23 protein-coding genes and 1 pseudogene are annotated in these 25281 nt (G+C 71.7%); 9 read left to right on the top strand and 15 right to left on the bottom strand.

The features are described 5' to 3' along the window. Nucleotides 1-11 precede the first annotated feature (11 nt). Nucleotides 12-1031: a C40 family peptidase gene (locus HZS56_RS28415; protein ID WP_216723654.1), complete on the top strand. Its 1020-nt coding sequence runs from the start codon at nt 12-14 to the stop codon at nt 1029-1031. A gap of 205 nt (nt 1032-1236) precedes the next feature. Beyond that, entirely contained in the window at nt 1237-1950 is a 714-nt protein-coding gene (locus HZS56_RS28410) for a phosphatase PAP2 family protein (protein WP_216723653.1), read from the top strand. A 37-nt stretch (nt 1951-1987) separates the two neighbouring features. On the opposite strand, the pseudogene HZS56_RS28405 reads toward HZS56_RS28410, so the two are convergent. After that, nucleotides 1988-3397: pseudogene (locus HZS56_RS28405) on the bottom strand (FAD-binding oxidoreductase); the annotation flags it as partial. Nucleotides 3398-3930: 533 nt separating this feature from the next. Here HZS56_RS28405 and HZS56_RS28400 point away from each other — a divergent pair. Together HZS56_RS28400 and HZS56_RS28395 are read left to right on the top strand one after the other, a co-directional pair. Further along, complete coding sequence (locus HZS56_RS28400; RefSeq protein WP_253915064.1) at nt 3931-4863, top strand: SCO4651 family lipoprotein; 933 nt, start codon at nt 3931-3933, stop codon at nt 4861-4863. A 77-nt stretch (nt 4864-4940) separates the two neighbouring features. After that, nucleotides 4941-5105, top strand: a complete 165-nt coding sequence (locus tag HZS56_RS28395; protein ID WP_007451049.1) for a hypothetical protein — start codon at nt 4941-4943, stop codon at nt 5103-5105. A 72-nt stretch (nt 5106-5177) separates the two neighbouring features. Here HZS56_RS28395 and HZS56_RS28390 read toward each other — a convergent pair whose 3' ends face one another. Further along, complete coding sequence (locus HZS56_RS28390; RefSeq protein ID WP_216723652.1) at nt 5178-5573, bottom strand: metal-sensitive transcriptional regulator; 396 nt, start codon at nt 5571-5573, stop codon at nt 5178-5180. Between the two features lie 260 nt (nt 5574-5833). Between HZS56_RS28390 and HZS56_RS28385 the strand changes: the two genes are divergently transcribed. Together HZS56_RS28385 and pitH are read left to right on the top strand one after the other, a co-directional pair. Next, on the top strand, nt 5834-6454 hold the full coding sequence (locus HZS56_RS28385) for a DUF47 domain-containing protein (RefSeq protein ID WP_030403626.1): 621 nt from the start codon (nt 5834-5836) through the stop codon (nt 6452-6454). Between the two features lie 8 nt (nt 6455-6462). Next, a complete protein-coding gene (pitH, locus tag HZS56_RS28380; protein WP_216723651.1) occupies nt 6463-7461 on the top strand; it encodes a low-affinity phosphate transporter PitH in 999 nt (332 codons plus the stop codon). Nucleotides 7462-7593: 132 nt separating this feature from the next. On the opposite strand, the gene pstB is transcribed toward pitH, so the two are convergent. The 13 genes from pstB to HZS56_RS28315 form a co-directional block, all read right to left on the bottom strand. Further along, on the bottom strand, nt 7594-8370 hold the full coding sequence (pstB, locus tag HZS56_RS28375; RefSeq protein ID WP_216723650.1) for a phosphate ABC transporter ATP-binding protein PstB: 777 nt from the start codon (nt 8368-8370) through the stop codon (nt 7594-7596). A 53-nt stretch (nt 8371-8423) separates the two neighbouring features. Next, nucleotides 8424-9482: a phosphate ABC transporter permease PstA gene (pstA, locus tag HZS56_RS28370; RefSeq protein WP_216723649.1), complete on the bottom strand. Its 1059-nt coding sequence runs from the start codon at nt 9480-9482 to the stop codon at nt 8424-8426. After that, a complete protein-coding gene (gene pstC, locus HZS56_RS28365; protein WP_216723648.1) occupies nt 9479-10489 on the bottom strand; it encodes a phosphate ABC transporter permease subunit PstC in 1011 nt (336 codons plus the stop codon). Before pstC ends, pstA begins: the two co-directional genes overlap by 4 nt. 197 nt (nt 10490-10686) lie before the next feature. Then, nucleotides 10687-11814 (bottom strand): phosphate ABC transporter substrate-binding protein PstS, encoded by a 1128-nt coding sequence (gene pstS / locus HZS56_RS28360; RefSeq protein ID WP_216723647.1) that lies wholly within the window; start codon nt 11812-11814, stop codon nt 10687-10689. Between the two features lie 206 nt (nt 11815-12020). Next, complete coding sequence (locus HZS56_RS28355) at nt 12021-12521, bottom strand: NUDIX hydrolase (RefSeq protein WP_216723646.1); 501 nt, start codon at nt 12519-12521, stop codon at nt 12021-12023. A 98-nt stretch (nt 12522-12619) separates the two neighbouring features. Next, nucleotides 12620-13870, bottom strand: a complete 1251-nt coding sequence (locus tag HZS56_RS28350; RefSeq protein WP_216723645.1) for a CHAD domain-containing protein — start codon at nt 13868-13870, stop codon at nt 12620-12622. A gap of 253 nt (nt 13871-14123) precedes the next feature. After that, nucleotides 14124-16364 carry an RNA degradosome polyphosphate kinase gene (locus HZS56_RS28345; protein WP_216723644.1) on the bottom strand — a complete coding sequence of 747 codons (2241 nt, stop codon included), beginning with the start codon at nt 16362-16364 and terminating at the stop codon, nt 14124-14126. Nucleotides 16365-16571: 207 nt separating this feature from the next. Then, nucleotides 16572-17501, bottom strand: coding sequence for a mycothiol synthase (mshD, locus tag HZS56_RS28340; protein WP_216723643.1), 930 nt, complete (start codon nt 17499-17501; stop codon nt 16572-16574). 334 nt (nt 17502-17835) lie between these two features. Then, nucleotides 17836-19284 (bottom strand): sensor histidine kinase, encoded by a 1449-nt coding sequence (locus tag HZS56_RS28335; RefSeq protein WP_216723642.1) that lies wholly within the window; start codon nt 19282-19284, stop codon nt 17836-17838. Then, nucleotides 19281-20021 carry a response regulator transcription factor gene (locus tag HZS56_RS28330; protein ID WP_216723641.1) on the bottom strand — a complete coding sequence of 247 codons (741 nt, stop codon included), beginning with the start codon at nt 20019-20021 and terminating at the stop codon, nt 19281-19283. The genes HZS56_RS28335 and HZS56_RS28330 overlap by 4 nt, the downstream gene beginning before the upstream one ends. Before the next feature lie 105 nt (nt 20022-20126). Beyond that, nucleotides 20127-21269, bottom strand: coding sequence for a S1C family serine protease (locus HZS56_RS28325; protein WP_216723640.1), 1143 nt, complete (start codon nt 21267-21269; stop codon nt 20127-20129). 119 nt (nt 21270-21388) lie between these two features. Beyond that, the gene (locus HZS56_RS28320; RefSeq protein ID WP_216723639.1) at nt 21389-22420 is read right to left on the bottom strand and encodes a LacI family DNA-binding transcriptional regulator; all 1032 of its coding nucleotides are present in this window, start codon (nt 22418-22420) and stop codon (nt 21389-21391) included. Between the two features lie 42 nt (nt 22421-22462). Continuing rightward, nucleotides 22463-23332 carry a response regulator transcription factor gene (locus HZS56_RS28315; RefSeq protein ID WP_216723638.1) on the bottom strand — a complete coding sequence of 290 codons (870 nt, stop codon included), beginning with the start codon at nt 23330-23332 and terminating at the stop codon, nt 22463-22465. Nucleotides 23333-23610: 278 nt separating this feature from the next. Between HZS56_RS28315 and HZS56_RS28310 the strand changes: the two genes are divergently transcribed. The 3 genes from HZS56_RS28310 to HZS56_RS28300 all read left to right on the top strand — a co-directional run bounded on the left by HZS56_RS28310 (nt 23611) and on the right by HZS56_RS28300 (nt 25243). Beyond that, the gene (locus HZS56_RS28310) at nt 23611-24471 is read left to right on the top strand and encodes an alpha/beta hydrolase (RefSeq protein ID WP_216723637.1); all 861 of its coding nucleotides are present in this window, start codon (nt 23611-23613) and stop codon (nt 24469-24471) included. Nucleotides 24472-24554: 83 nt separating this feature from the next. Continuing rightward, on the top strand, nt 24555-24815 hold the full coding sequence (locus tag HZS56_RS28305) for a MoaD/ThiS family protein (RefSeq protein ID WP_216723636.1): 261 nt from the start codon (nt 24555-24557) through the stop codon (nt 24813-24815). Further along, nucleotides 24812-25243: a hypothetical protein gene (locus tag HZS56_RS28300; protein WP_253915058.1), complete on the top strand. Its 432-nt coding sequence runs from the start codon at nt 24812-24814 to the stop codon at nt 25241-25243. The genes HZS56_RS28305 and HZS56_RS28300 overlap by 4 nt, the downstream gene beginning before the upstream one ends. Nucleotides 25244-25281: the final 38 nt, after the last annotated feature.

Here is a 25281-nt window from a genome sequence, read left to right as displayed (position 1 = left end):
ACGGCGGGCTCGTGGGGGATGGTTGGGGCATGCGCAAGATGTGGATCGGAGCCGGGATCGCCGCTGCGGGCGGGATGGGCTTCGTGATGCTGCTGGTGTTGGGGGTCTACCTGGTCGCGGGTGACTCGTCCGGCGGTGCGGGGGGCGGGGGGAAGAGGCTGGCCAAGGGGTCGGTGCCCGCGGCCTACCAGCCGCTCGTGCAGGAGGCGGGCAATCTCTGCCCCGCCATCAGCCCCGCGCTGCTCGCCGCCCAGCTCTACCAGGAGAGCGGGTTCGACCCCAAGGCGCAGAGTCCGGCGGCGGCGCAGGGGATAGCGCAGTTCATCCCGGGGACGTGGGCCGTCCACGGAGTCGACGGCGACGGGGACGGGGACCGGGACGTGTGGGACCCCAACGACGCCATTCCGTCGGCGGCTTCGTACGACTGCTCCCTCGCCTCCTACGTGAAGAGCGTGCCCGGCGACCCGACCGAGAACATGCTGGCCGCGTACAACGCGGGTCCCGACGCGGTGATCCGGTACCAGGGCGTGCCGCCGTACGCGGAGACCCAGAACTACGTCAAGACGATCACGACGCTCGCCGAGAGCTTCGCCGCGCCCGAGGCCCGGGTCGATCCGTCCGAGCAGGCCGCCGGGGCCATCGCCTACGCGCAGAAGAAGCTCGGCACCCTGTACCTGTGGGGTGGGAACGGGACGCCCGAGCAGGGCGGCCGGTTCGACTGCTCGGGGCTGACCAAGGCGGCGTACGAGAGTGTGGGGATCGAGCTGCCGCGGGTGGCGAACGACCAGTACAACGCGGGGCCGCATCCCGGCCGCGACGAACTGCTCCCCGGGGACCTGGTGTTCTTCTCGGACGACCTGACCAACTCGCGGGCCATCCGGCATGTCGGGATTTACGTCGGCGGCGGATACATGATCGACGCGCCGAGGACGGGCGCTGTGATCCGTTTCGACCCGATCGACACCCCCGACTACTTCGGGGCGACCCGGGTGACCGAGGATGGCGCGAAAGCGCTGCCCACCACGGCCTGAGTGGCAGGGTTTTGAACCGAGCGTGAAACCCTGCCCTGAGCTGCGGTGACGTATCTCTCTTCGATAACGTCTGAGTGATCATTCAGTGGAGTGTGGAACGTATACACAGGGACCGTGCGTTCCTGTTGGCGTAGGTGACCACGGGGGTGGCTGAAGAGGCGCGCGAGCCGCGTGCCGGAGGACATGACGAAGGGGCCGCAGCACCATGGCTGGACTCGCCGAATCCGGGTCGAACCCCGACGTCGAGCTGCTCTACGACATCAACGGCCTGGCCAAGGACGCGCCGCACTGGTTCGACCGGGTCATGGAGTTCGTCGGTGAGTACGGACTGCTGTTCGCGATCGTGCTGCTGGTGCTGTGGAGCTGGTGGGGCGTGCGGCGGCGGGGCGGCGAGGACGCCGCGTCGAACGTGGCGGCCCTCGTGTGGGCGCCGCTCGCGGCCGGGGTGGCCGTACTGGTCAACGTGCCGATACGGGGCTTCGTCGAGCGGCCGCGGCCGTTCAAGTCCCACGAGGGCCTCGAAGTGCTCGTCGACGGCAAGAACGACTTCTCCTTCGTGAGCGATCACGCCACTCTCTGCATGGCCCTGGCCGTCGCCCTGTTCGTCGCCAACCGCAAACTCGGCATCCTCGGGATCGTGCTGGCACTGTTCGGCGGCTTCATCCGGGTGTACATGGGCGTGCACTACCCGACGGACGTCGTGGGCGGCTTCGCCCTCGGCACGGCGGTCGCGCTGCTGCTCTCGCCCCTCGCTATGGCACTGCTCACGCCGCTGACCCGGGCGATCGAGCGGTCGCCCCGGGTGGGGTGGCTGGTCAGCGCGCGCGGCCGGGACGGCGAGGGCGGGCGGGGCGCCGTGGTGCCCGGTGCCCGCAAGGCCGAGGACGCCGGCGCGGGGGAGCGGGACCTCGCCGCGTAGGCCGGAGGCGTAGGCCGGGCCGGATGCCGGATGCCGGCTACAGAGCTTGCGGGTAGGTGAAGACGCGGTCCGGGTCGTACTGGTGCTTCAGGCTCGCCAGGCGCGGGGCCGCGTCCCCGTAGTACGCCTTCCGCCAGTCCGTCAGGTCCGGGTCCGCGTAGTTCTGGTAGGCCGCGCCCGACGCGTACGGGCGCATCGCCCGGTGGGCGGAGTCCAGCCAGGACCGGGCCGCGGCGCCGTCCTTGCCGGGGCGCCAGGAGACGAGGTACTGGGCCAGCATGCGGGAGCGGCGGTGCACGAACGCCGTCGCCGTGGGGGAGACCCGGTTCACCGCGCCGCCCAGTGCCGTGAGCGTGATGCTGCCGGTGCCGCCGCGCACCGAGGCGAGCCGGTCCAGCAGCGCGCTGACGCCGGCCGAGCCGATCGAACGGTCGAAGAAGTCGGAGCGGGCCGCGTACGTCTCCCGGCCGAGCGCACCCTCGGGCGAGCGGCCGGGTGACGATCCCGGGAGGTGGCAGCGGGCGTCCGTCGAGAAGGACGAGCAGCCGGCGTACATCTCCATCGCCTCGTCGTACGTACGGCGTCTGAGGGAGACGTTGCTCGCGGGGGAACCGACGCGGTCGGCGAGGCGGTCGACGGCGTTCTGCAGTTCGCCGTAGGTGCCGAGGGAGAAGGCGGCGACCGAGACGGCGGGGGTGCCGCCGGGGGACGCGGCGAGGTGGAGGGACGACCAGATCTCGTCGGGCTGGTCCGGGCCCCACTCCTGCCAGGCGCGGACCACGGCGGCGGCCTTGCGCCACGGCCAGGTCAGGTACCCCGACACCGCCTGCGGTGCGGGGTGCGTGCGGAAGTGGAACTCCGTGACGACGCCGAAGTTGCCGTTGCCCGCGCCGCGCAGGGCCCAGAAGAGGTCCTTGTGGTCGCCCTCCGCGTCGGCGGTGATCTCCTTGCCGTCCGCCGTGATCAGGGTGGCCCGGGTGAGGCTGTCGCAGGTCAGGCCGTAGGCGCGGGAGACGACGCCGTGGCCGCCGCCGAGGGTCAGGCCGGAGATGCCGACGGTGGGGCAGGATCCGGCCGGGACGGTGACGCCCTTGGCGGTGAGGGAGCGGTAGACGTCGATGAGTTTGGCGCCGGCGCCGACGACCGCCTCGCCGGCGGAGGCGCGGACGCGGTTCAGTCCGGAGACGTCGATGACGAGGCGGCCGTCGCCGGAGGACCAGCCGGCGTAGGAGTGGCCGCCGTTGCGGATCGCGACGGGGATGCGGTGGGCGCGGGCGTAGGAGAGGACGGTGCGGATGTCGTCGGCGTGGGCGGCGTAGGCGACGGCGGTGGGCTTGAGGGTGTCGAAGCGGGTGTTGTAGAGGCGGTGGGCCGTCTGCCAGGAGTCGTCGCCGGGGCGCAGGAGTTGGCCGTCCAGGGACTTGGCCAGGGCGGACCAGGTGGCGGGTGGTCCGGCGTTGACCGGGGTGGTGGCGCCGGGTTCGGTGGTACGCGGCGTTGACGCTGGGCGGGGGTGGGGCGCGCTGCCCGGCGCCGGCGGGGTGCCTCCCCCACTCTCGGCTTCTCCCCCACGCTCGACTGCGCTCGCGCGGGGGGACCCCCAAGATCGGGGGGACCTCCATCGCCCTGGGGGTACCTCCCAGGCCGTTCAGGCACTGGGGGAGGCACGACTGCCCGCAGCTGGGGCGGCACGAATGTCCGCAGTTACGCGGCGTGGTGCTACGCGGGGATGTGGGTCTCCGCGTCCGTGCGGGCCTGGCTTCTGGCTCTTCGGGCCGGGCCGCGCCAGCCGCAGGTGCAGCGGGCCAGACAGAAAGGGCCCTGTTCGACCGTGGTCGTGACGTGTTCCGGGGCGTCCCCGGGAGCTTCGAGACCGTCCTGCTGCGACACGCCCACAACGTTACCGGGGTCGCCTGCCCCTCGTTAACCGCGACGGCAGGGGTTTCGGACAGGCGAGACGGCTTGGAACAGCAGGTGGGCATGGTCGGGCGGAATCGGGAGAGGGAAGCGGGAAAGGGACCGGGCGGCGGTCCCGCCTTCGCCGCGTTCGTGGTCTGCGTCTGCCTGGCCGGTACCGGCTGTTCCGGGCAGGGTTCCGCCGTGCAGGGAGCGGACGCCGGTGATCCGGTCGCCGTGCTGCACCGGGCGGCCGACCGGCTCGTGGACGCGGGGAGCGCCAAGGCGCGGACCGCGATGGAGATGGCCAGCGGCGGGACCCGGGTGACCATCCGGGGCGAGGGCGTGTACGACTTCGAGGGGCGGCTCGGCCGGCTGAAGGTGCGGCTGCCGCAGGACCCGGCGGGGGCGAGCGAGCACCTGCCGATCACCGAACTGCTCGCGCCCGGGGCGCTGTTCATGAAGAACCGCGGTGCCGGTGTCCCCGACGACAAGTGGGTCCGGGTGGAGACCGCCACGCTGTCGGACGGGAACCTGGTGACCGGCGGGGCGACGGACCCGTTCGCCGCCGCCGAGGTGCTGCGGGGCACGCGGTCCGCGACGTTCGTGGGGCGCACCGAACTGGCCGGGACCGAGGTGCGGCACTACCGGGGCACCGCGGACCTCGCCCGGGCGGCCCGCGGTGCCACGGACGGCAACAAGGAGGCGCTGGCCGCGGCGGCCGAGGGCTTCGCCACCGCGGAGGTGCCGTTCGACGCCTACCTCGACGACGAGGGACGGATCCGCAAGGTCCGCCACCGCTTCAGCTTCTCCAACGGGCAGGGGGACGGCACCAACACCGTGGACGTCGCCTCGACCACGCTGCTCTACGATTTCGGCGCCGCCGTACGCGTACGGTTGCCCGAGGACGGGGACATCTACGCCGGCAAGATCGCCGCGGAGCCGGTGGAGGGGGCGCGCGAGGAGTCGGGTGGGACGCCGGATGCGGCGGCCGGGGCGGTGGACGGCAAGAACTAGCCCTTCCGTGCCATGCGCGGTGCGTAGGCCGCTCCCTACTCTAGGAAGTCGGTGACGGCAGAGACGAGGTGACGCGTGTGGCTCCGGTCGGCGGTACGGCGGTTCAGGACCACGTGGCCCTCGCCGAGATCGAGCTGTGCGGCGAGCTGATCATCGCGGCGTCGGCCGCCCGGGAGCGGCTCAGCCTGGAGAGCATCGACGAGGTGCTGCGGGTCGCGGAGGAGCGGTCACGTGCGCAGTAGCCGATCCGTGCAGTAGCCGATTCGTGCAGTAGGCGCAGATGGCGCGCAGTAGGCCCTCCGCGTGGTGAGTGCTCAGGTGCGCAGGAGGCGTCCGATCGCCTTCGTCGCCTCCTCCACCTTCGCGTCGATCTCGGTACCGCCCTTGAGGGCGGCGTCGGCGACGCAGTGGCGCAAATGCTCCTCCAGCAGTTGCAGCGCGAAGGACTGCAGGGCCTTCGTGGAGGCGGAGACCTGGGTGAGTATGTCGATGCAGTAGACGTCCTCGTCGACCATCCGCTGCAGGCCGCGGATCTGGCCCTCGATGCGGCGCAGGCGCTTGAGGTGCTCGTCCTTCTGTTTGTGGTACCCGTGCACACCGCGGTCGTGGTCGGTCACGATGTCCGTGCCGTCCGTCTCCACCTGCCTCACCCCGCCGTCCTGGTCGGCGGCGGAAGAGGGCGCACCTGCGCCGGCCTCGGTGGTCGTCATCGCGTCCTCCTGTGTGCGTGCGGGCTGATGGGCTGCGGCTGATTCTGGACGGCCGGGAACGGCCGATAGCGGACATATACCCCTGGCGGGTATATGGTAACGAACTTTCCTGGGTAGGGGGCCCCTGCCGGAGGCCCGACGTTGCCCCCCTGCTCATCACTGTGCCTGATGGGCGACACTGGGGGACGGCCCGTTAGCCGTGGCCGGATGATGCGCCTAGCATCAGCCTGACCGAAACCCATGCACCCCGAGGACCCCACGTGCGCTTTCGTCTGACCCCCAGGGAGACGAGCTTCTACGACATGTTCGCCGCATCCGCGGACAACATCGTCACGGGCTCCAAGCTCCTGATGGAACTGCTCGGGGCGGACGCATCCGCCCGGGCCGAGATCGCAGAGCGTATGCGGGCCGCCGAACACGCTGGTGACGACGCGACGCACGCGATCTTCCACCAGCTGAACTCCTCGTTCATCACCCCCTTCGACCGCGAGGACATCTACAACCTCGCCTCGTCCCTCGACGACATCATGGACTTCATGGAGGAGGCCGTCGACCTGGTCGTCCTCTACAACATCGAGGAACTGCCCAAGGGCGTCGAGCAGCAGATCGAGGTGCTGGCGCGGGCCGCCGAGCTGACCGCCGAGGCCATGCCGAACCTCCGCACGATGGACAACCTCACCGAGTACTGGATCGAGGTCAACCGTCTGGAGAACCAGGCCGACCAGATCCACCGCAAGCTGCTGGCCCACCTCTTCAACGGCAAGTACGAGGCCATCGAGGTGCTGAAGCTGAAGCAGATCGTGGACGTGCTCGAGGAGGCGGCCGACGCGTTCGAGCACGTGGCGAACACGGTGGAGACCATCGCCGTCAAGGAGTCCTGAGCTCTTCCATGGACACCTTCGCTCTGGTCGTGACCATCGGGGTCGCGCTCTTCTTCACGTACACCAACGGCTTCCACGACTCGGCCAACGCGATCGCCACCTCCGTGTCGACCCGCGCGCTGACGCCCCGAGCGGCGCTCGCCATGGCCGCGGTCATGAACCTGGCCGGCGCGTTCATGGGCTCCGGGGTCGCCAAGACCGTCAGCGAGGGGGTGATCCAGACACCCGAGGGTTCCAAGGGGATGGGGATCCTCTTCGCGGCGCTCGTGGGCGCCATCGTCTGGAACCTGATCACCTGGTACTTCGGGCTGCCCTCGTCCTCGTCGCACGCGTTGTTCGGCGGCATGGTCGGTGCGGCGCTCGCCGGGAGCACGACCGTGTACTGGCACGGAGTCGTCGACAAGATCGTCATCCCGATGTTCGTGTCGCCGGTGATCGGTCTGCTCGCCGGTTACCTGGTGATGACCGCGATCATGTGGATCTTCCGGCGGACCAATCCGCACAAGGCGAAGCGCGGGTTCCGTATCGCGCAGACGGTGTCGGCGGCGGGCATGGCGCTGGGGCACGGTCTGCAGGACGCGCAGAAGACGATGGGCATCGTGGTGATGGCGCTGGTCATCGCCGACGTCGAGGACTACGGCGACCCGATCCCGGTGTGGGTGAAGCTCGCCTGCGCGCTGATGCTCTCCGCGGGGACGTACGCCGGTGGCTGGCGGATCATGCGGACGCTGGGGCGGAAGATCATCGAGCTGGATCCGCCGCAGGGGTTCGCCGCGGAGACGACGGGCGCGTCGATCATGTTCGGGTCCGCGTTCCTGTTCCACGCGCCGATCTCCACGACGCACGTGATCACCTCGGCGATCATGGGTGTGGGGGCGACGAAGCGGGTGAACGCGGTGCGGTGGGGGGTCGCGAAGAACATCATTCTGGGGTGGTTCATCACGATGCCGGCGGCTGCGGTGGTGGCCGCGGTGTCGTACTGGGTGGTCGACCTGGCGTTTCTGTAGCACCGGAGCGGGGCGCGACCGCCCGCGCCCGGACAGCTGGGAGGGCCCGCCCCCGGACCGGGGGCGGGCCCTTGTGCTCCTCGCGGTGGCACCGCCATGCAGCACCGCGAGGGGTCCGGAGCGGCGGGTGGCTCAGCCGAAGCGGCCGGAGATGTAGTCCTCCGTGGCCTGGACCGACGGGTTGGAGAAGATGCGCTCCGTCTCGTCGATCTCGATCAGCTTGCCGGGCTGCCCGACCGCCGCCAGGTTGAAGAAGGCCGTGCGGTCCGAGACGCGCGCCGCCTGCTGCATGTTGTGCGTCACGATGACGATCGTGAAGCGTTCCTTCAGCTCGCCGATCAGGTCCTCGATCGCCAGGGTGGAGATCGGGTCCAGGGCGGAGCAGGGCTCGTCCATCAGGAGCACGTTGGGCTCGACCGCGATGGCGCGGGCGATGCACAGGCGCTGCTGCTGGCCGCCGGAGAGGCCGGAGCCGGGCTTGTTCAGGCGGTCCTTGACCTCGTTCCAGAGGTTGGCGCCCTTCAGGGACTTCTCGACGACGTCGTCCATCTCGGACTTCTTGTACTTGCCGTTGAGGCGCAGGCCCGCCGCCACGTTGTCGTAGACCGACATCGTCGGGAACGGGTTCGGGCGCTGGAAGACCATGCCGACCTCGCGGCGCACGGACACCGGGTCGATGCCGGCGCCGTAGAGGTTCTCGTCGTCCAGCATGACCTTGCCGTCGACGCGCCCGCCGGGCGTGACCTCGTGCATGCGGTTGAGCGTGCGCAGGAACGTGGACTTGCCGCAGCCGGAGGGGCCGATGAAGGCCGTCACGGAGCGGGGCTCGACGGTCATCGAGATGTCCTCGATGGCAAGGAAGGAGCCGTAGTAGGCGTTGAGGCCGCTGACGTCTATGCGCTTGGCCATGGGTATCACTGCTTCTTTCGGGTCAGGTCGCTGACTTTTCTCTGTCGGTCGCGTCAGCGACCCGTCTTCGGGGCCTTCCAGCGGGCGATGCCGCGGGCCGCGAGGTTGAGGATCATGATGAACGCGATGAGCGTCAGGGCCGCCGCCCAGGCACGGTCGTAGGCCGCTTCGGAGCCCGCGCCGTACTGCAGGTAGATGTACATCGGCAGCGACTCCTGCGGATCCTGGAAGGGGTTCGCGTTGATGAAGTCGGTGCCCCAGACCAGCAGCAGCACGGGGGCCGTCTCGCCGGTGATGCGGGCGACGGCCAGCATGACGCCGGTGACGATGCCGCCGATCGAGGTCGGCAGGACCACCTTGAGGATCGTGCGCCACTTCGGCACGCCCAGGGCGAGGGACGCCTCGCGCAGCTCGTTCGGGACGAGCTTGAGCATCTCCTCGGTGGAGCGGACGACCACGGGGATCATCAGGATGCACAGGGCGAACGAGCCGGCGACGCCGGAGGGGCCCATGTCCAGGATCAGCACCCACAGGCTGAGCACGAACAGACCCGCGACGATCGACGGGATGCCCGTCATGACGTCCACGAAGAAGGTGACGGCCTTGGCGAGCCGGCCGCGCCCGTACTCGACCAGGTAGATCGCGGTGAGCACGCCGACCGGCACGGAGATCAGCGTGGCGATGCCGACCTGCTCCAGGGTGCCGAGGATGGCGTGGTAGATGCCGCCGCCGGTCTCGGCGTCGCCGACCACGCCCATCGAGTGGGTCAGGAAGTAGCCGTCGAGGACCTTCACACCCTGCCTCAGGGTCTCCCAGATCAGGGAGAGCAGCGGGATCACGGCCAGCAGGAACGCGACCCACACCATGCTGGTCGCGACGCGGTCCTTGGCCTGCCGCCCGTTCTCGACGCTCGCCGAGATGCCGTACGTGCCGCCGATGAAGAGGACCGCGGCGATCAGGGCCCACTGGATGCTGCTGTTCAGCCCGGCGGCGGCGCTGATGCCGAGGCCGAGGAGGACCGAGCCGGCCGCGACCGCCCACGGGAACCACTTGGGCAGCGAGGCGGCGCGCAGGGAGCTGCGGTTCTTGGGGGTCAGGGTTGCGTTGCTCATGCGTTGGCCCCCGAGTACTCCTTGCGGCGGGCGATGATCATGCGGGCACCGCCGTTGACCAGCAGGGTGATGACGAACAGGACGAGACCGGAGGCGATCAGGGCGTCGCGGCCCATCGGGGTGGCCTCGTTGAACTTGCTGGCGATGTTCTGGGCGAAGGTGCCGCCGCCCGGGTCGAGCAGGCTCGCGGTGATGTCGAAGGTCGGGGAGAGCACCATGGCCACGGCCATCGTCTCGCCGAGCGCGCGCCCGAGGCCGAGCATCGAGGCGGAGATGACGCCGGAGCGGCCGAAGGGGAGCACCGACATCCGGATGACCTCCCAGCGCGTGGCGCCGAGGGCCAGGGCGGCCTCCTCGTGCATGCGCGGGACCTGCCGGAAGACCTCACGGCTGACGTTGGTGATGATCGGCAGGATCATGATCGCGAGCAGGATGCCCACGGTGAACAGCGAGCGCCCCGCGCCGCCGTTCCACTCGAAGATCCCGGTCCAGCCGAGGTAGTCGTCCAGCCAGCCGTAGAGCCCGTCCAGGTGCGGTACGAGGACGAGGGCGCCCCAGAGGCCGTAGACGATGGAGGGAACGGCGGCGAGCAGGTCGATCACGTAGCCGATCAGGCCGCCCAGCTTGCGGGGCGCGTAGTGCGTGATGAACAGCGCGATGCCGACCGAGATCGGGACCGCGATGGCCATGGCGATGATCGACGACACGACGGTGCCGTAGGCCAGGACCGCGATGCCGAACTCCGGCGGGCTGCCGGTGGGGTTCCACTCGAAGCTGGTGAGGAAGTTCGCCTCGTCCTCGCTGATGGCGAGGACGGCGCGGTAGGTGAGGAAGGTCGCGATGGCGGCCATGATGACCAGCACGAGGATGCCGGACCCGCGGGAGAGCCCGAGGAAGATCCGGTCACCGGGGCGGGTGACGCCGCGCGCGGCGCCGTGGTCGTCGGCCGCGGGCGGCTGGGGTGTGGGGGAGGGGGTTGGCTTCTGGGTGTCCGTTGTCATGTCCATCGGGTTCTCCGGTCTGCGGAGCCGCCGTGGTCGGCGGCTCGGGCGGAGCCCCGGTCGACCGGGGGCTCCTTGCGGCGGTGCACCGGACGGTGCGGTCCGGTCCCCGGCGGGGGACCAGTCGGTCCCGTACTCGGAACCCGCGGGTTCCGTGCGGGGGGAACCCGTCGGTCCCGTGCGGGGACCGGACCGCACTCGGGTCAGCTCAGGCCCGAGATGGTCTCGCGGACCTTGGTGATGATCTCGGTGGGCATCGGGGCGTAGCCGGCGTCCGCCAGCAGGCCCTGGCCGTCGTCGGAGGCCATGTAGTTCAGGAAGGACTTGGTGGCGGGCAGGGTGTCCGCCTTGTTGCCCTTGTCGCAGGCGATCTCGTACGTCACCAGGACGAGCGGGTAGGCGCCGTCGGCGTCCGGGGTGTAGTCCAGCTCGAGGGCGAGGTCCTTGCCGGTGCCGACGACCTTGGCCGCGCCGATGGCGGCGGTGGCGTTCTCGACGGTGGCCTTGACCGGCTCGGCGGCCTCGGTCTTGACGTCGACGGTGTTGATGCCGTCCTTGGCGTAGGACAGCTCGAAGTACGAGATGGAGCCGGGCGTCTGCTTCACCTGGCCGGCCAGGCCGGAGGAGCCCTGCGCGGACTGGCCGCCCTTGGCCTCCCAGGACTTGCCGCCCTCGTACTTCCAGTCGTCGGGCGCGGCGGCCTTCAGGTACTTGGTGAAGTTGTCCGTGGTGCCGGACTCGTCCGCGCGGTGGAAGGCCTGGATCTTCAGGTCCGGAAGCTTGGCGTCCGGGTTGAGCTTCTTGATCGCCTCGTCGTTCCAGTTGGTGATCTTGCTGTCGAAGATCTTGGCGAGCGTCGGGGCGTCCAGGACGAGCGAGTCGACGCCCGTGACGTTGAAGCCGACCGCGATCGGGCCGCCGACCATCGGCAGGTCGATGGCCTGGCCGTCGGTGCAGACCTTCTTCGAGGCCTCGATCTCCTCGGGCTTCAGCGCGGAGTCCGAACCGGCGAACGCGGTCTGGCCCTGCGTGAACGCGGTGATGCCCGCACCGGAGCCGGTCGGGTTGTAGTTGATCTGCACGTTCTTGCAGGCCGCGACGTACTGCTTGACCCAGGCGTCGATCGCGTTCTTCTGGGCGGAGGAGCCGGAGGCCTGGAGCTGGCCCTTGGCGTCGTCGCACTTGATGTTGCTGTTGGAGGCGGCGGAGCTGGAGTCGCCGCCGCTGCCGCCACCGGTGTCGTCGGAGCCGCACGCCGTGAGGGCCAGGGCGCCGGAGACGGCGAGAGCACCGAGAGCGAGGGCCCGCCGGTTCACGCGCTGAAGCTTCACTTGATGGAGTTCCTTCCAGGAGCCGCCGTCCTGAATCCGGCGGCGTGCGAGGACTGCGATACAGGCTGTGATACGCACGCGTTTTCGAGATGCGCCCGTATCGGGTAAGGCCGAAATTAGGCAGAACAGGTGAAGCCGCCGATGGGCGTAAATGAACGCGGGGTGAACCCCTGTGGTCGGTGCGGTGAGGTCACGGAACGCTTACGTCAAGGACACGGAGTGGTTCCGAGGCGGCCGAGGGGGTGTGTCGCGAGCAGGGCGTCGACCAGGTCCCGGTCGCGGGACCGGGTGAGCCGGGCGCGGGCCGCCGGGGGCTCCAGCCACAGGATGCGGTCGACCTCGTCGGACGGCACGAAGTGTCCGGTGGTGGCCGCCGCCGCCCAGTAGCGGACCTCTTTGGAGCGGCCGTCGGCGAGGTAGCGCACGGTGGGCAGCTCGGCGCCCGGCGCGGCGGCGTACCCGGTCTCCTCGGCGACCTCGCGCAGGGCGGCCGCGAGCGGGTCCTCACCGCGCTTGAGCTTGCCCTTCGGGTGCGACCAGTCGTCGTACTTCGGGCGGTGCACGAGGCAGAGTTCGAGGGCGGCGGCCGTCCGCGCGGAACGGCGCCACAGCACGCAGCCGGCCGCCCGGACGGCGGCGGGCGTGGCGGGGCCGGGCGCTGGGCCGCCGGGGTTTGTGCCGGGGGGCGGGGCGTCCTCGGTACTCACTCGGGGCTCACGCTCCTCTGGTCCTCCGCTCCTCCGGTCCTCTGGTCCTCCGCTCCTCCGGTCCTCTGGTCATCCGCGCAGCCGGGTCGTGCCGGGGGCTACGCCAGGCTGACGGGCTCCTTGCGCCAGCAGCGCTGGAACGCGTACCTCGCCGCCTCCACCTCATGCCGCTGGTCGGCGTGGAGGACGCCGAGCGCGTACGCCGTCGCCGGGGCGATGCGCGGCGTACGGGCGGCCTGCGCCGCCGCGGCGGCGGCCTCGGAGGCGTCGCGGTGGCGGTTCAGGGCCTCGCCGGCGGCCGGCAGGCGTACGTCTGCGGGGGCCGCCGCGTCCTCCGGGGCCGCGGGGTCACGGGTGTTCCCGGCCGGTTCGGCGGCCAGTACCTCGAGCGCGTACCGGTGCAGGCGCAGCAGCAGGCGGACCTGGTGCCAGGGGGCGTCCTGCGGGTGCGGTGCCGGGTCGGGCGAGAGGCCGTGGACCAGCGCCTGGGCGTTGTACGGGCTGCCCGCGGCGACGAGCGGGAGCGCGGCGACCGCGTCGGCGAGGCGGTCGTGCGCGGCGGCCGCCAGCGGGCGCAGGTCGGCGGCGGCCGCGGCGGCCGGGCGCAGCGGGACGTCGCTGGCCAGCAGGGCGACCTTGTCCGCGACGGCGTGGAAGCGGCTGCTGCCGAGGGCCTGGAGGGCGGAGGAGTGCGCCCGGGTCCGGGCCAGGGTCAGCTGGCGGTCGAGCAGCGCGCCCGCCTTCGCGGCGCCCACGGTGAGGTTGCCGCGGTCCTGGGCCGTGCCGGGGGAGCCGGGGGTGGCGGACGGAACCGCGGGAGCGGGGGCGCCCGCGGTGGCCCGGTCGCCCACCGGGCGCGGCGCAGGCAGGGCCGACGGTCCGGACAGCCGGTGCAGGGCGTCGAGCAGGCGTTCCAGGCGGGAGGCGTACGCGTGCTCCATCGCCAGTGTGCCGGACAGCCAGGCCAGCTCCGGGCGCATGCCCTCCGCCCAGTCGGCGTCCAGCAGGGACTGGAAGGTGTGCAGGGTGCCGCTGATCCGGCGGGCCGCCCGGCGCAGGGCGAGGGCGGCGTCCCCGTGGCCCGTGGGCGGGGCCGCGCGGTTCGCTCCCGGCGCGCCGTTCGGTCCGGTCCCCGGCTCCCGGTGCTGGCGCAGGGCGCGGAGGAACTCCGTGGCCTGCGCGCGCAGGTAGTGCGCGAGGACGTCCGCGTCACAGCCGGTGCGATTGGCTGTGGCAGCTGTGGCAGCTGTGGCAGCTGTGGCAGCTGTGGCAGCAGTGGCGACTGTGGCTGCTGTGGCCGTTGTGCCGGCCGTGGCGATTGCGGCGGCCGGTCGCGTGGCCACGCCCATGCCCGTCGCCGCGCCCCTCTTCATCCCCGAGCCGGAGCCCGCGCCCGAGCCGGAGCCCGAGCCCGTTCTGGCTTCCGCCCCAGCCTGCGCCCCCGCTCCCGCCCCTGCCGCGGCTTCCGCTCCTGCTTCTGCTCCCGTGCCGGTGTCCGCGTTCGCGTGCCTGCCGGGGACGGTGGCCGGGGCCGTGCCCGGGACGGTGTCGGGGGGAGCCGGTCGGCCGCTGCCGGCGCTGCCGGCCGTGGGGTCCGTCGGTTCAAGGTGCTGCTGTGCCACGCCGGCGCCTCCGGGCGTCTATGTGCATCTCCTGGATGTTGCGCAGGGGCTGGCCGTCCGCGTCGGTCGCGTGCCGCGTCCAGTCGCCGTCCGGGCCGAGGTGCCAGGAGGCGGTGCTGTCGGACATGCCGGTCTCGAGGAGCCGGTTCAGGGCCGCCCGGTGGGCCGGGTCGGTGACCCGGACCAGGGCCTCTATCCGGCGGTCGAGGTTGCGGTGCATCATGTCGGCGCTGCCGAACCAGACCTCCGGCTCGCCGCCGTTGCCGAAGGAGAAGACCCGCGAGTGCTCGAGGAAGCGGCCGAGGACGGAACGGACGCGGATGTTCTCCGACAGGCCCGCCACCCCCGGGCGCAGTGCGCAGATGCCGCGTACCCACACGTCCACCGGCACGCCCGCCTGGGACGCGCGGTAGCAGGCGTCGACCACGGCCTCGTCGACCATCGAGTTGACCTTGATGCGGATGTACGCGGGCCGGCCCGCGTGGTGGTGCTGGATCTCCTTGTGGATGCGGGAGACCAGGCCGTCGCGCAGCGACTTCGGCGCGACGAGCAGGCGGCGGTAGGTCTCACGCCGTGAGTAGCCGGAGAGGCGGTTGAAGAGGTCGGAGAGGTCGGCGCCGACCTGCGGGTCCGCGGTGAGCAGGCCGAGGTCCTCGTAGAGGCGGGCCGTCTTGGGGTGGTAGTTGCCGGTGCCGACGTGGCTGTAGCGGCGCAGGGTCTCGCCCTCCTGCCGTACCACCAGGGACAGCTTGCAGTGGGTCTTCAGGCCGACCAGCCCGTACACGACGTGGCAGCCGGACTCCTCCAGTTTGCGGGCCCACTTGATGTTGGCGTGCTCGTCGAAGCGGGCCTTGATCTCGACCAGGACGAGGACCTGCTTGCCGGACTCGGCCGCGTCGATGAGCGCGTCGACTATCGGGGAGTCGCCCGAGGTGCGGTACAGCGTCTGCTTGATCGCCAGTACGTCCGGGTCGGCCGCCGCCTGCTCCAGGAAGGCCTGCACGGAGGTCGAGAAGCTGTCGTACGGGTGGTGGAGCAGGACGTCGCGGCTGCGCAGGGCGGCGAAGATGTCCGGCGCGGACGCGGACTCCACCTCGGCGAGGTCGCGGTGGGTGCCGGCGACGAACTTCGGGTACTTCAGCTCGGGCCGGTCGAGGCTGTGGATGCGGAAGAGGCCGGTGAGGTCGAGCGGGCCGGGCAGCGGGTAGACCTCCGCCTCGCCGATCTTCAGCTCGCGCACGAGGAGGTCCAGGACCTCGCGGTCGACGCTCTCCTCGACCTCCAGGCGCACGGGCGGGCCGAAGCGGCGCCGCATCAGTTCCTTCTCCAGCGCCTGCAGCAGGTTCTCCGCGTCGTCCTCCTCCACCTCCAGGTCCTCGTTGCGGGTGAGGCGGAAGGCGTGGTGCTCCAGGACCTCCATACCGGGGAACAGCTCTTCGAGGTGCGCGGCGATGACGTCCTCGATGGGCACGTAACGGCCCGGGGAGGCCTCCAGGAAGCGGGAGAGCAGCGGCGGGACCTTGACGCGGGCGAAGTGCCGGTGGCCGGTGACGGGGTTGCGGACGACGACGGCGAGGTTGAGGGAGAGGCCCGAGATGTACGGGAAGGGGTGGGCCGGGTCGACCGCGAGGGGGGTGAGGACCGGGAAGATCTGGTGCCGGAAGAGGGTGAACAGGCGGGCCTGCTCCTTCTCGGCCAGCTCGGTCCAGCGGACCAGGTGGATGCCCTCGTCGGCGAGTGCCGGGGCGACGTCCTCGTGGAAGCAGGCGGCGTGGCGGGCCATGAGCTCGCGGGAGCGCGCCCAGATCATGTCCAGCACCTCGCGGGGCTGGAGGCCGGAGGCGGAACGGGTGGCGACGCCGGTCGCGATGCGGCGCTTGAGGCCGGCGACGCGGACCATGAAGAACTCGTCCAGGTTGCTGGCGAAGATCGCGAGGAAGTTGGCCCGCTCCAGGAGGGGTGTGGCCGGGTCCTCGGCCAGTTCGAGCACGCGTTCGTTGAACGCGAGCCAGCTGCGTTCGCGGTCGAGGAACCGGCCCTGCGGCAGCCGGGCGCCGCCCGCCTGGGACTCCTCCGACTCCTCGTACGCGTCGAGGTCGGCGTCGATGTCGGGTTCCAGGTCGGAGACGGTGGCGGCCACGGTGTGCGAGCGGTGCGCGGTGATGGAGCCCACGGAGGGCTGCGAGTGCTGGACCTCTGCCTGGCTGTTCGGCTGCCTCATGAACCCATTCTTCCGCGCCGCGCGCGGGTCAGGCGCGTCGGAGGGCACGGAATGGTCCGGCTCGGTGGGCTTCATTCGCCGAGCGTCGCAAGGCCGTCTGAATCAATGGTTACGGGGACATGACGTGCGGGATAGCGGCGGGCTTCCGGCGGTGGTCCGCACCGAACCCGCCGCCCCGCGGGCCCCACCCCCGTCAGTGGACGGGGCTCAGGCCTCCGTGCGGTACATGAGGTCCGTCTCGTGGGTGGTGAAGCCGAGGCGCTCGTAGACGGCGACGGCCGCCTCGTTGTCGGCGTCGACGTACAGCATCGCCGTGGGCAGGCCCTGCCCGGCCAGGTGTCGCAGGCCGATCGTGGTGAGGGCCTTGCCGAGGCCGCCGCCCTGGGCGTCGGGGCGGATGCCGAGGACGTACACCTCGCCCAGCCGCTCCTCGGCGTGCACCTTCGTCCAGTGGAAGCCGATCAGCTCGCCGTCCCGCTCGGCGAGGAAGAACCCCGCCGGGTCGAACCACTCCTCGGCCTTCCGGTCGTCGAGGTCCCGCTGGGTGAGCGAGCCCTGCTCGGGGTGGTGGGCGAAGGCGGCGGCGTTCACGGCGAGCCACGCCGCGTCGTCCTGGCCGGGCACGAAGGCGCGTACGGTCACGCCCTCGGGCAGCCGCGGGTCCGGCAGGTCCAGGCCGGCCAACGGGCGCCGCAGCTGCCGCAGCTCACGGAACAGGGTCAGGCCGAGGACCTGCGCGAGATGCCGGGCGGCGGAGTGGCCGCCGTGCGCCCAGACCCGCAGCCGCTTGCCGGAGGCGGCGAGCAGCGCCGAACCCAGGGCCCGCCCGTGCCCCCGGCCCCGGTGCGAGGGGTGCACGACCAGCTCGGCGGCCGGCGGCTCGATCGGGTCGGTGCCCTCCAGCTGGGCGTAGCCGACGAGTTCGCCGCCGTCGGTGGTGAGCAGCAGGTGCGTGACGCCCTCGCGGGCGGGGCCGCGCAGTTGCAGCCGGCCCTGCTCGGACACGGCGTACTGCCCGTCGTACCGGGCCGCCTCGGCGAGCAGGGCGAGGACGGCCCCGGTCTGCTCCGGGGTGAGTTCGGCGAGGGTCTCGATCGAACGGGGGCGGCCGGGCCGCAGGGTGTCGTCGCTGGTCATGGATACGAGCGTAAAGGGCGGGCGGCGCGGAGCGTCGGCAGCGGCGGGGTCGACCCCGAGCCCGCCCTCGTCCGCGTACGGTTCCGGGTACTCCGGCGCGATGAAGAGGTCAGGCGGCTCTGACTCCGGCGGAGTCGACGGCGTTCATCGAGGGTCTTCTGGAGGAACGCAGATCATGAACCGAATCCCTGACCTCACCACCGCGACGTGGCGCTAGTCCTCCTACAGCGACGGGGGCGGGGCCTGGGGGGCGTTCGTGGCGGGTGTGCCGGGCATGTCGGGGGGGAGTAGTTGTCGGCCGTGAGGAAGCCGGGCGGGTGGGATGCCTGGCGGATCACTGGCCCCCGTCCCCCACACCCACCTCCGGTGGTGGCGTCGGGGCGCCGGGCAGGCGGATCGTGGCGGTGGTGCCGTTGCCGTCGGCCGGTTGGAGGGTGACCTCGCCGCCCGCCTGCTGGACCGTGCGGGCCACGATGGACAGGCCCAGGCCCGAGCCGGGCAGGGCGCGGGCGGTCGGGGAGCGCCAGAAGCGGTCGAAGACGTGGGGGAGTTCGTCGACCGGGATGCCGGGGCCGTGGTCCCGGACGGTGAGGACGCCGTCGGCGAGGCGTACGCCGACGGTGCCGCCCTCGGGGCTGAACTTCACCGCGTTGTCCAGGATGTTGACGACCGCCCGTTCCAGGGACGCCGGTTCCGCCCGTACGTACCAGGGGCGGACGTCCGCCTCGATCGTCAGCTCGGGGCCGCGCAGCCGGGCGCGGCGCAGGGCCGACTCGACGACGTCGTGCCAGGCGAGGATGCGGGTGCGGCCCTCGTGCTGGCCGGTGTCGGGGCGGGAGAGTTCCTGGAGGTCGCCGATGAGGGCGGCGAGTTCCGTCATCTGGGCCTTCACCGAGGCCAGCAGTGCCTTGCGGTCGGCCTCCGGGATCGGGCGGCCGGTCTCCTCGCTGCGGGTGAGGAGTTCGATGTTGGTGCGCAGCGAGGTCAGCGGGGTGCGCAGTTCGTGGCCCGCGTCGGCGATGAGCTGCTGCTGGAGGTCGCGGGAGCTGGCCAGGGACGAGGTCATGCTGTTGAAGGAGCGGGAGAGGCGGGCGATCTCGTCGTCGCTGTCCTCCTCGACGGGGATGCGGACGGCCAGGTCCTCGGTGCGGGCGACGTGTTCGACGGCCTCGGTGAGTTCGTCGACGGGGCGCAGGCCGGCGCGGGCCACGGCGAGGCCGGCGGCGCCCGCGCCGATGACTCCGACGCCGGAGACGGCGAGCAGGACCCAGACCAGGGAGGACAGGGGCTTGGTCACGTCCTCCACCGGCTTGGCGATGGAGACGGCGATGCCCGGCTGGACCTGCCCGGTGGTCGCGTCGTAGACCCGCTGTGTGTAGACCCGCATGGTCGTGCCGTCGGTCGTCTGCACGGTGTGCAGCGCGTCCTTGGTCCGGCCGTCGGCGACGTCCACGTCCACGTTCTGTACGCGCAGTTCCTCGTTGCCGGGATTGACGCAGGTCGAGCCGTCCGAGTACAGGATGGTGACGACAGGTGCGTTCGGTACCTGGGGGAGTTCCTCCGGTGCTCCGGACTGGCAGTTGCGCAGCATGCTGTTCAGCAGCCCTTTGGACACCTGCTCGCCGCGCAGCTGGTCGTCGAGCTGGTTGTACAGCTGATTGCGCACCAGGAACCAGCAGGTCACCGAGACCGCCGCCACCGCGAACGCCACCGCCGCCGCCACCAGCAGCGACAGCCGTGCCCGGATGGGCAGTGCCCGGAACCGGCGGGCGAGGCGTCTCACTCCGCGCCGCCCTGCCGCAGGACGTAGCCGACGCCGCGCACGGTGTGGACCAGGCGCGGCTCGCCGCCCGCCTCGGTCTTGCGGCGCAGGTACATGACGTACACGTCGAGCGAGTTCGACGACGGCTCGAAGTCGAAGCCCCAGACGGCCTTCAGGATCTGCTCCCGGGTGAGGACCTGGCGCGGGTGCGCCATGAACATCTCCAGCAGGGTGAACTCGGTGCGGGTCAGCTCCACCGGGCGTCCGGCCCGGGAGACCTCCCGCGTCGCCAGGTCCATGGTCAGGTCGGCGAAGGCGAGGGTGTCGTCGTCCTCGGCGGTGGCCTCCACCGCCGCCGCGTAGGAGCTGCGGCGCAGCAGTGCCCGGATGCGGGCGAAGAGTTCGTCCAGCTCGAAGGGTTTGACCAGGTAGTCGTCGGCTCCGGCGTCCAGGCCGGTGACCCGGTCGCCGACGGTGTCGCGCGCCGTCAGCATCAGGATGGGGGTCAGGTCGCCCGCCCCGCGGATCCGGCGGGCCGCGGTCAGGCCGTCCATGCGGGGCATCTGGATGTCGAGGACGACGAGGTCGGGCCGGTACGCCGCCGCCTTCTCCAGGGCGTCGGCGCCGTCGACGGCGACCTCGGTGCCGTACCCCTCGAAGGCGAGGCTGCGCTGGAGGGCTTCGCGGACCGCCGGCTCGTCGTCGACGATCAGGATGCGCTGGACGTCACGGTCGCGGTCGCCGTCTGCGGGGCTCATGGGCTCGGTTCCTCGGGTGCGGTGGGGTACGGGTCTGCCGGCCGGTCCGGCGGTCGGCTCTTACGTGGTCTTCAGCGTCGCACGTCCATCGTCCCGGGTCCCCGGTCAGTTGCTCGCACCCGCCCGCAGGTCGGGCAGGTCGGCCTTGACGGTGTTGATCGGGATGGCGAAGCCGAGGCCCACGCTGCCCGCGCTGGAGGACGACTCGGTCGCCGAGTACATCGCGGAGTTGATCCCGATGATGTTGCCGTTCATGTCGATCAGCGCGCCGCCGGAGTTGCCCGGGTTGAGGGAGGCGTCGGTCTGGAGCGCCTTGTACGTCGTCGTGGACGAGCCGGTGTCGCCGTTGAACTCCTGGCCGCCGAACTCGAACGGCCACTGGCCGCCCTGCCCCTGCCCTTGCTGCTGTTGCTGCCGGCCCTCGTCCGTCGAGACGGTCACGTCGCGGTCGAGGGCGGAGACGATACCGCTGGTCACGGTGCCGGTCAGGCCCTCGGGGGAGCCGATGGCGACGACCTCGTCGCCGACGCCGACGCCGTCGGAGTCGCCGAGGGTCGCGGCCGTCAGGCCGGAGGCGTTCTCCAGCTTGATCAGCGCGAGGTCCTTCTTGCTGTCGGTGCCGACGACCTGGGCGGTGTACTGCTTGCCGTCGTTCGTCGTCACCTTGACGGACGAGGCGCCGGACACCACGTGGTTGTTGGTGATGATCTCGCCGTCACCGGTGATGATCACGCCGGAGCCGGTGGAGGAGCCGGCGTTCGAGGTGGCGCTGATCTCGACGATGCTCGGGCTGACCGCCTTCGCGACCCCGGAGACCGTGCCCTTCTGGCTGGAGGGCACCACATTGGTGCTGGTGGAGCTGGAGGCGACGGTGTCGCTGCCGGTCAGTTCCTGGATGCCGAACGCGGTGCCGCCGCCGACCGCCGCCGCGACGATCGCCACCGCCGCCAGCAGGGCCACGGGGCCGCGCCGGGCCCTGCGCTTCTTCTGCGCCGGCTCGGGCTGCCCCGGCTGCCCGGCGTACATCGGGTCCGCGGACGGCTGCCCGGCGTATGTAGGGTCCGCGGGCGGCTGGGTGGCGTATGCCGGGTCGGCGTACGCCGGGTCCGCGGGCGGCTGGGCGGGCGGTGGCGGCCACTCGGGGTTGACGGGAGAGGAGGCGTGCTGCTGGCTGTCCCGGTACGGGTTGGCGTACGGGTTCTCTTGCGCGTGCTCGTACTCGCCGCTGCGGCGGAGGCTCTCGGTCATGTTCATGAGCTTCCCGCCCCCGCATGAGAACGGCCTGAGTGCCGCCTGAGAAGCCCGGCAGAACCTCGTATGCCGGATATAAAGGCCGCCCCGGCAAAGGCCGCCCTGGCGGCCGGTGGCTACGCGGGCTGTGTGCAGCCGCAGGAGCGGCGGACCACCAGCTGCGACGGGAAGACCTTCAGCCGCTCGCGCCGCGAGCCCGCCACCCGCAGGCCGTCGTCGAGGACCAGGTCCACCGCCTCCCGCGCCATCGCCGACCGGTCCGAGGCGACCGTCGTCAGCGGCGGGTCCGCGAGGGCCGCCTCCTTGATGTCGTCGAAGCCCGCCACCGCCAGCTCACCGGGCACGTCGATGCGCAGCTCGCGTGCGGCCCGCAGCAGGCCGATCGCCTGGTCGTCGGTGGAGCAGAAGATCGCCGGCGGACGCTGCGGCCCGGAGAGCAGCTCGAGGCCCACCCGGTACGCGTCGTAGCGGTTGTACGGCGCCTCGAAGAGCCGGCCCTCGGTCGGGACGCCGGCCTCCTTCATCGCGCGCTTCCAGCCCTCGACGTGGTCGGAGACCGGGTCGCCGACCGCCGGCGTCTCGGCCGTGCCGCCCATGCAGGCGACGTACGGGTACCCGTGCTCCAGCAGGTGGCGTACGGCGAGCTGGGCGCCGCCCAGGTCGTCGGTGACGACGGCGACGTCGTCGATGGCCTCGGGGCGCTCGTGCAGCAGCACGACCCGGGCGTCCCAGGCGTCGATCTCGGCGGCCGCGTTGTCGTTCAGCGCGTGGCTGACCAGGATCAGGCCCGAGACCCGCATGCCGAGGAAGGCCCGCAGGTAGTGGACCTCGCGCTCGCCGACGTAGTCGCTGTTGCCGACGAGCACCATCTTTCCGCGCTCCGAGGCGGCCCACTCGACCGCGTGCGCCATCTCCGCGAAGAACGGCTGGCGCGCGTCCGGCACGATCAGACCTATGAGGTCTGTGCGCCGCGACGCCATCGCCTGGGCGACCCGGTCCGGCCGGTACCCCAGTTCCTTGATCGCGGCGAGGACGCGCTCGCGCGTGGCCGGGGCGACCGGCCGGGGTCCGTTGTTGATGACATAGCTGACGACGGCGGTGGAAGTCCCCGCCAGCCGCGCCACGTCGTCCCGAGTCACCTTGGCCACGCGCGGAGTCTACGCGGATGGACCCGCCCCGGGCAGGGCGTATCACACCTTGGATGACCTTGCGCCCGCGGTGCCTGCGGTGTCTGCAGTGTCTGCAGTGTCTGCGGTGTCCGTGTTCGAGCCCGGCCCCGCCTGCCCCACCGCCCGCTCGCCCTTCTCGCCCGTCCCGCCCTGCTCGGCTTTCCGCCCGGGCTGCGTCCCGGGGTGTTTCTCGGCGTGCTTCTCCGCCTTCTTCTCCGGTTTCTCCGGTGTCACGAAGCGGTAGCCGACGTTGCGGACCGTGCCGATCAGCGACTCGTGCTCCGGGCCGAGCTTGGCGCGCAGCCGCCGTACGTGCACGTCGACCGTGCGGGTGCCGCCGAAGTAGTCGTAGCCCCACACCTCCTGGAGCAGCTGCGCGCGGGTGAAGACCCGGCCCGGGTGCTGGGCCAGGTACTTGAGCAGCTCGAACTCCTTGAAGGTCAGGTCCAGGACCCGGCCCTTGAGCTTCGCGGAGTACGTCGCCTCGTCCACCGACAGGTCGCCGTTGCGGATCTCCATGGGGGAGTCGTCGCCGCCGATCTGCTGCCGGCCCGTGGCCAGCCGCAGCCGCGCCTCGACCTCCGCCGGTCCCGCGGTGTCGAGCAGTACGTCGTCGATGCCCCAGTCGGCGGTGACGGCGGCGAGGCCGCCCTCGGTGACGACCAGGACCAGCGGACAGCTGAGGCCCGTGGAGCGCAGCAGCTGACACAGGCTGCGGATCTGCGGGAGGTCGCGGCGGCCGTCGACGAGGATGACGTCGGCGCCGGGGGTGTCGACGAGGGCGGGGCCCTCCGCCGGAGCCACACGGACGTTGTGCAGCAGCAGGCCGAGAGCGGGGAGCACCTCCGTCGAGGGCTGGAGGGCGTTGGTCAGGAGCAGCAGAGAACTCATCGCGCCCCACCTGCCCGGGTCGTCCTGTGGTCGTGGCCGTTTCGCTCGCCCATAACGTCTGGTTCCTCCTGGGTCCCTGCGATGGGGGTACCTCCCACGCCCTTGAGGCCGTGGGGGAGTCTGCGGCTCTGCTTCGTACAGGTGCGGGTCCCGTGCCCGTGGGGCCCGCGGCGCGTCCGGGAGGTGAACGCCCGGCGGCCGCCCGGCGTCGCTCCTGAAAGCACAAAAGGACCCGGGGGCTACGCTGCCCGAGTCCTCTGCCCAGCAGAATAGCCGACATGAGCATCCGACCGGCAGGTCATGTGTCGGGTTCCACCCGTCGCCGAGACAATCGTCCGCATCCCGAGACACCCCGGGAAGCGCCGCGCCGCACGCCCGCGCGCACCTTCCTCCGTACGGCCGACGGGGTCCCGATCGACGCCGTGTACGAGCCGGGCACGGCCGGTGACGGCGCCTCTGACCTGGTGTTCGTCGTCGCGCACGGCTTCACGGGCGACGCGGACCGGCCACATGTGCGCCGGATCGCGGCCGCCTTCGCGCGGCACGCTGCCGTGGTCACGTTCTCCTTCCGCGGGCACGGTGCCTCCGGCGGCCGGTCCACCGTCGGCGACCGGGAGGTGCTCGACCTGGCGGCGGCGGTCGCCTGGGCGCGCGGCCTCGGGCACCCGCGCGTGGTGACCGTCGGCTTCTCCATGGGCGGCTCGGTGGTCCTGCGGCACGCCGCGCTGTACGCCGACGACGACGCGGCGGGCACGGACGCCGTCGTGTCCGTCAGCTCCCCCGCGCGCTGGTACTACCGGGGCACGGCGCCCATGCGCCGGCTGCACTGGCTGGTGATGCGACCCGCCGGGCGCGTGGTGGGCCGCTACGGCCTGCGCACCCGAATCCACCACCGGGACTGGGACCCGGTGCCGCTGTCGCCGGTCCGGGCGGCGGCGCGGATCGCTCCGACGCCGCTGCTGATCGTGCACGGCGACCGGGACGGCTACTTTCCCCTCGACCACCCCCGGATGCTGGCCGAGGCGGCCGGTGACCACGGCGAACTCTGGCTGGAGCCCGGCATGGGCCATGCCGAGCACGCCGCGGAGGCCGGTCTGCTGCGCCGTATCGGCGACTGGGCGGTGTCCAGGGCGGGCTAGCCTGAACCCGGTCACCGCCGACCCGGCGGTGTGCACGGCCGGCCGGCACGGACGCCGACCGGCACCGGCGACGAAGGATCCAGATGGCAAAGGTCACGGTGCGCTACTGGGCCGCCGCGAAGGCCGCGGCGGGGGTGGCCGAGGAACCCTACGACGCGGCCACCCTCGCCGACGCGCTCGGCGCGGTGCGCGAGCGGCACCCCGGCGAACTCACGCGCGTGCTGCTGCGCTGCTCGTTCCTCGTCGACGGCGACCCCGTGGGCGCACGCGGGCACGAGACGGTACGGCTGGCCGACGGCGGCACGGTCGAGGTGCTCCCGCCGTTCGCAGGAGGGGCACGATGACCGATCAGCCGCACCGGCCGCACCAGCCGCACGAGGGGTACGACGGGTACGAGGGGTACGACGCGCAGGCGTGGTCCGCGCGGCAGCAGCCGTACGAGGGGTACGGGGGGCACGGGGAGTACGGGGAGTACGGGGCCCAGCAGCCGGACCCGAACGCCGACCAGTACACGCAGCAGTGGCAGGGGCAGACCTGGGAGACCCAGGTGCAGCCGCCGGCCTCCGCGGAGGAGACGGCGTATCTGCCGCCCCTGCCGCCGTACGGGACGAACGGCGGCGGCGCGGCGCAGCCGTACCCGCAGCAGCCGTACCCGCAGCAGGCGCACCCGGCGCAGGCGCAGCAGTACGCACCCGCCGAGTACCAGGGCCGGCCCGGCCAGCCGTACGCGCCCCCCGCGGCCGCGGCCCGCGCAGGGTCAGCCGTGTCCTGAAGTGGACAGCGGTGGCCCTGGCCGCGCTGCTGGTCTGC

The sequence above is a fragment of the Streptomyces mayonensis genome, from assembly GCF_018982965.1.
GTDB classification, from domain to species: Bacteria; Actinomycetota; Actinomycetes; order Streptomycetales; family Streptomycetaceae; genus Streptomyces; species Streptomyces mayonensis.
This window is presented reverse-complemented; position numbering and strand designations above follow the sequence as displayed.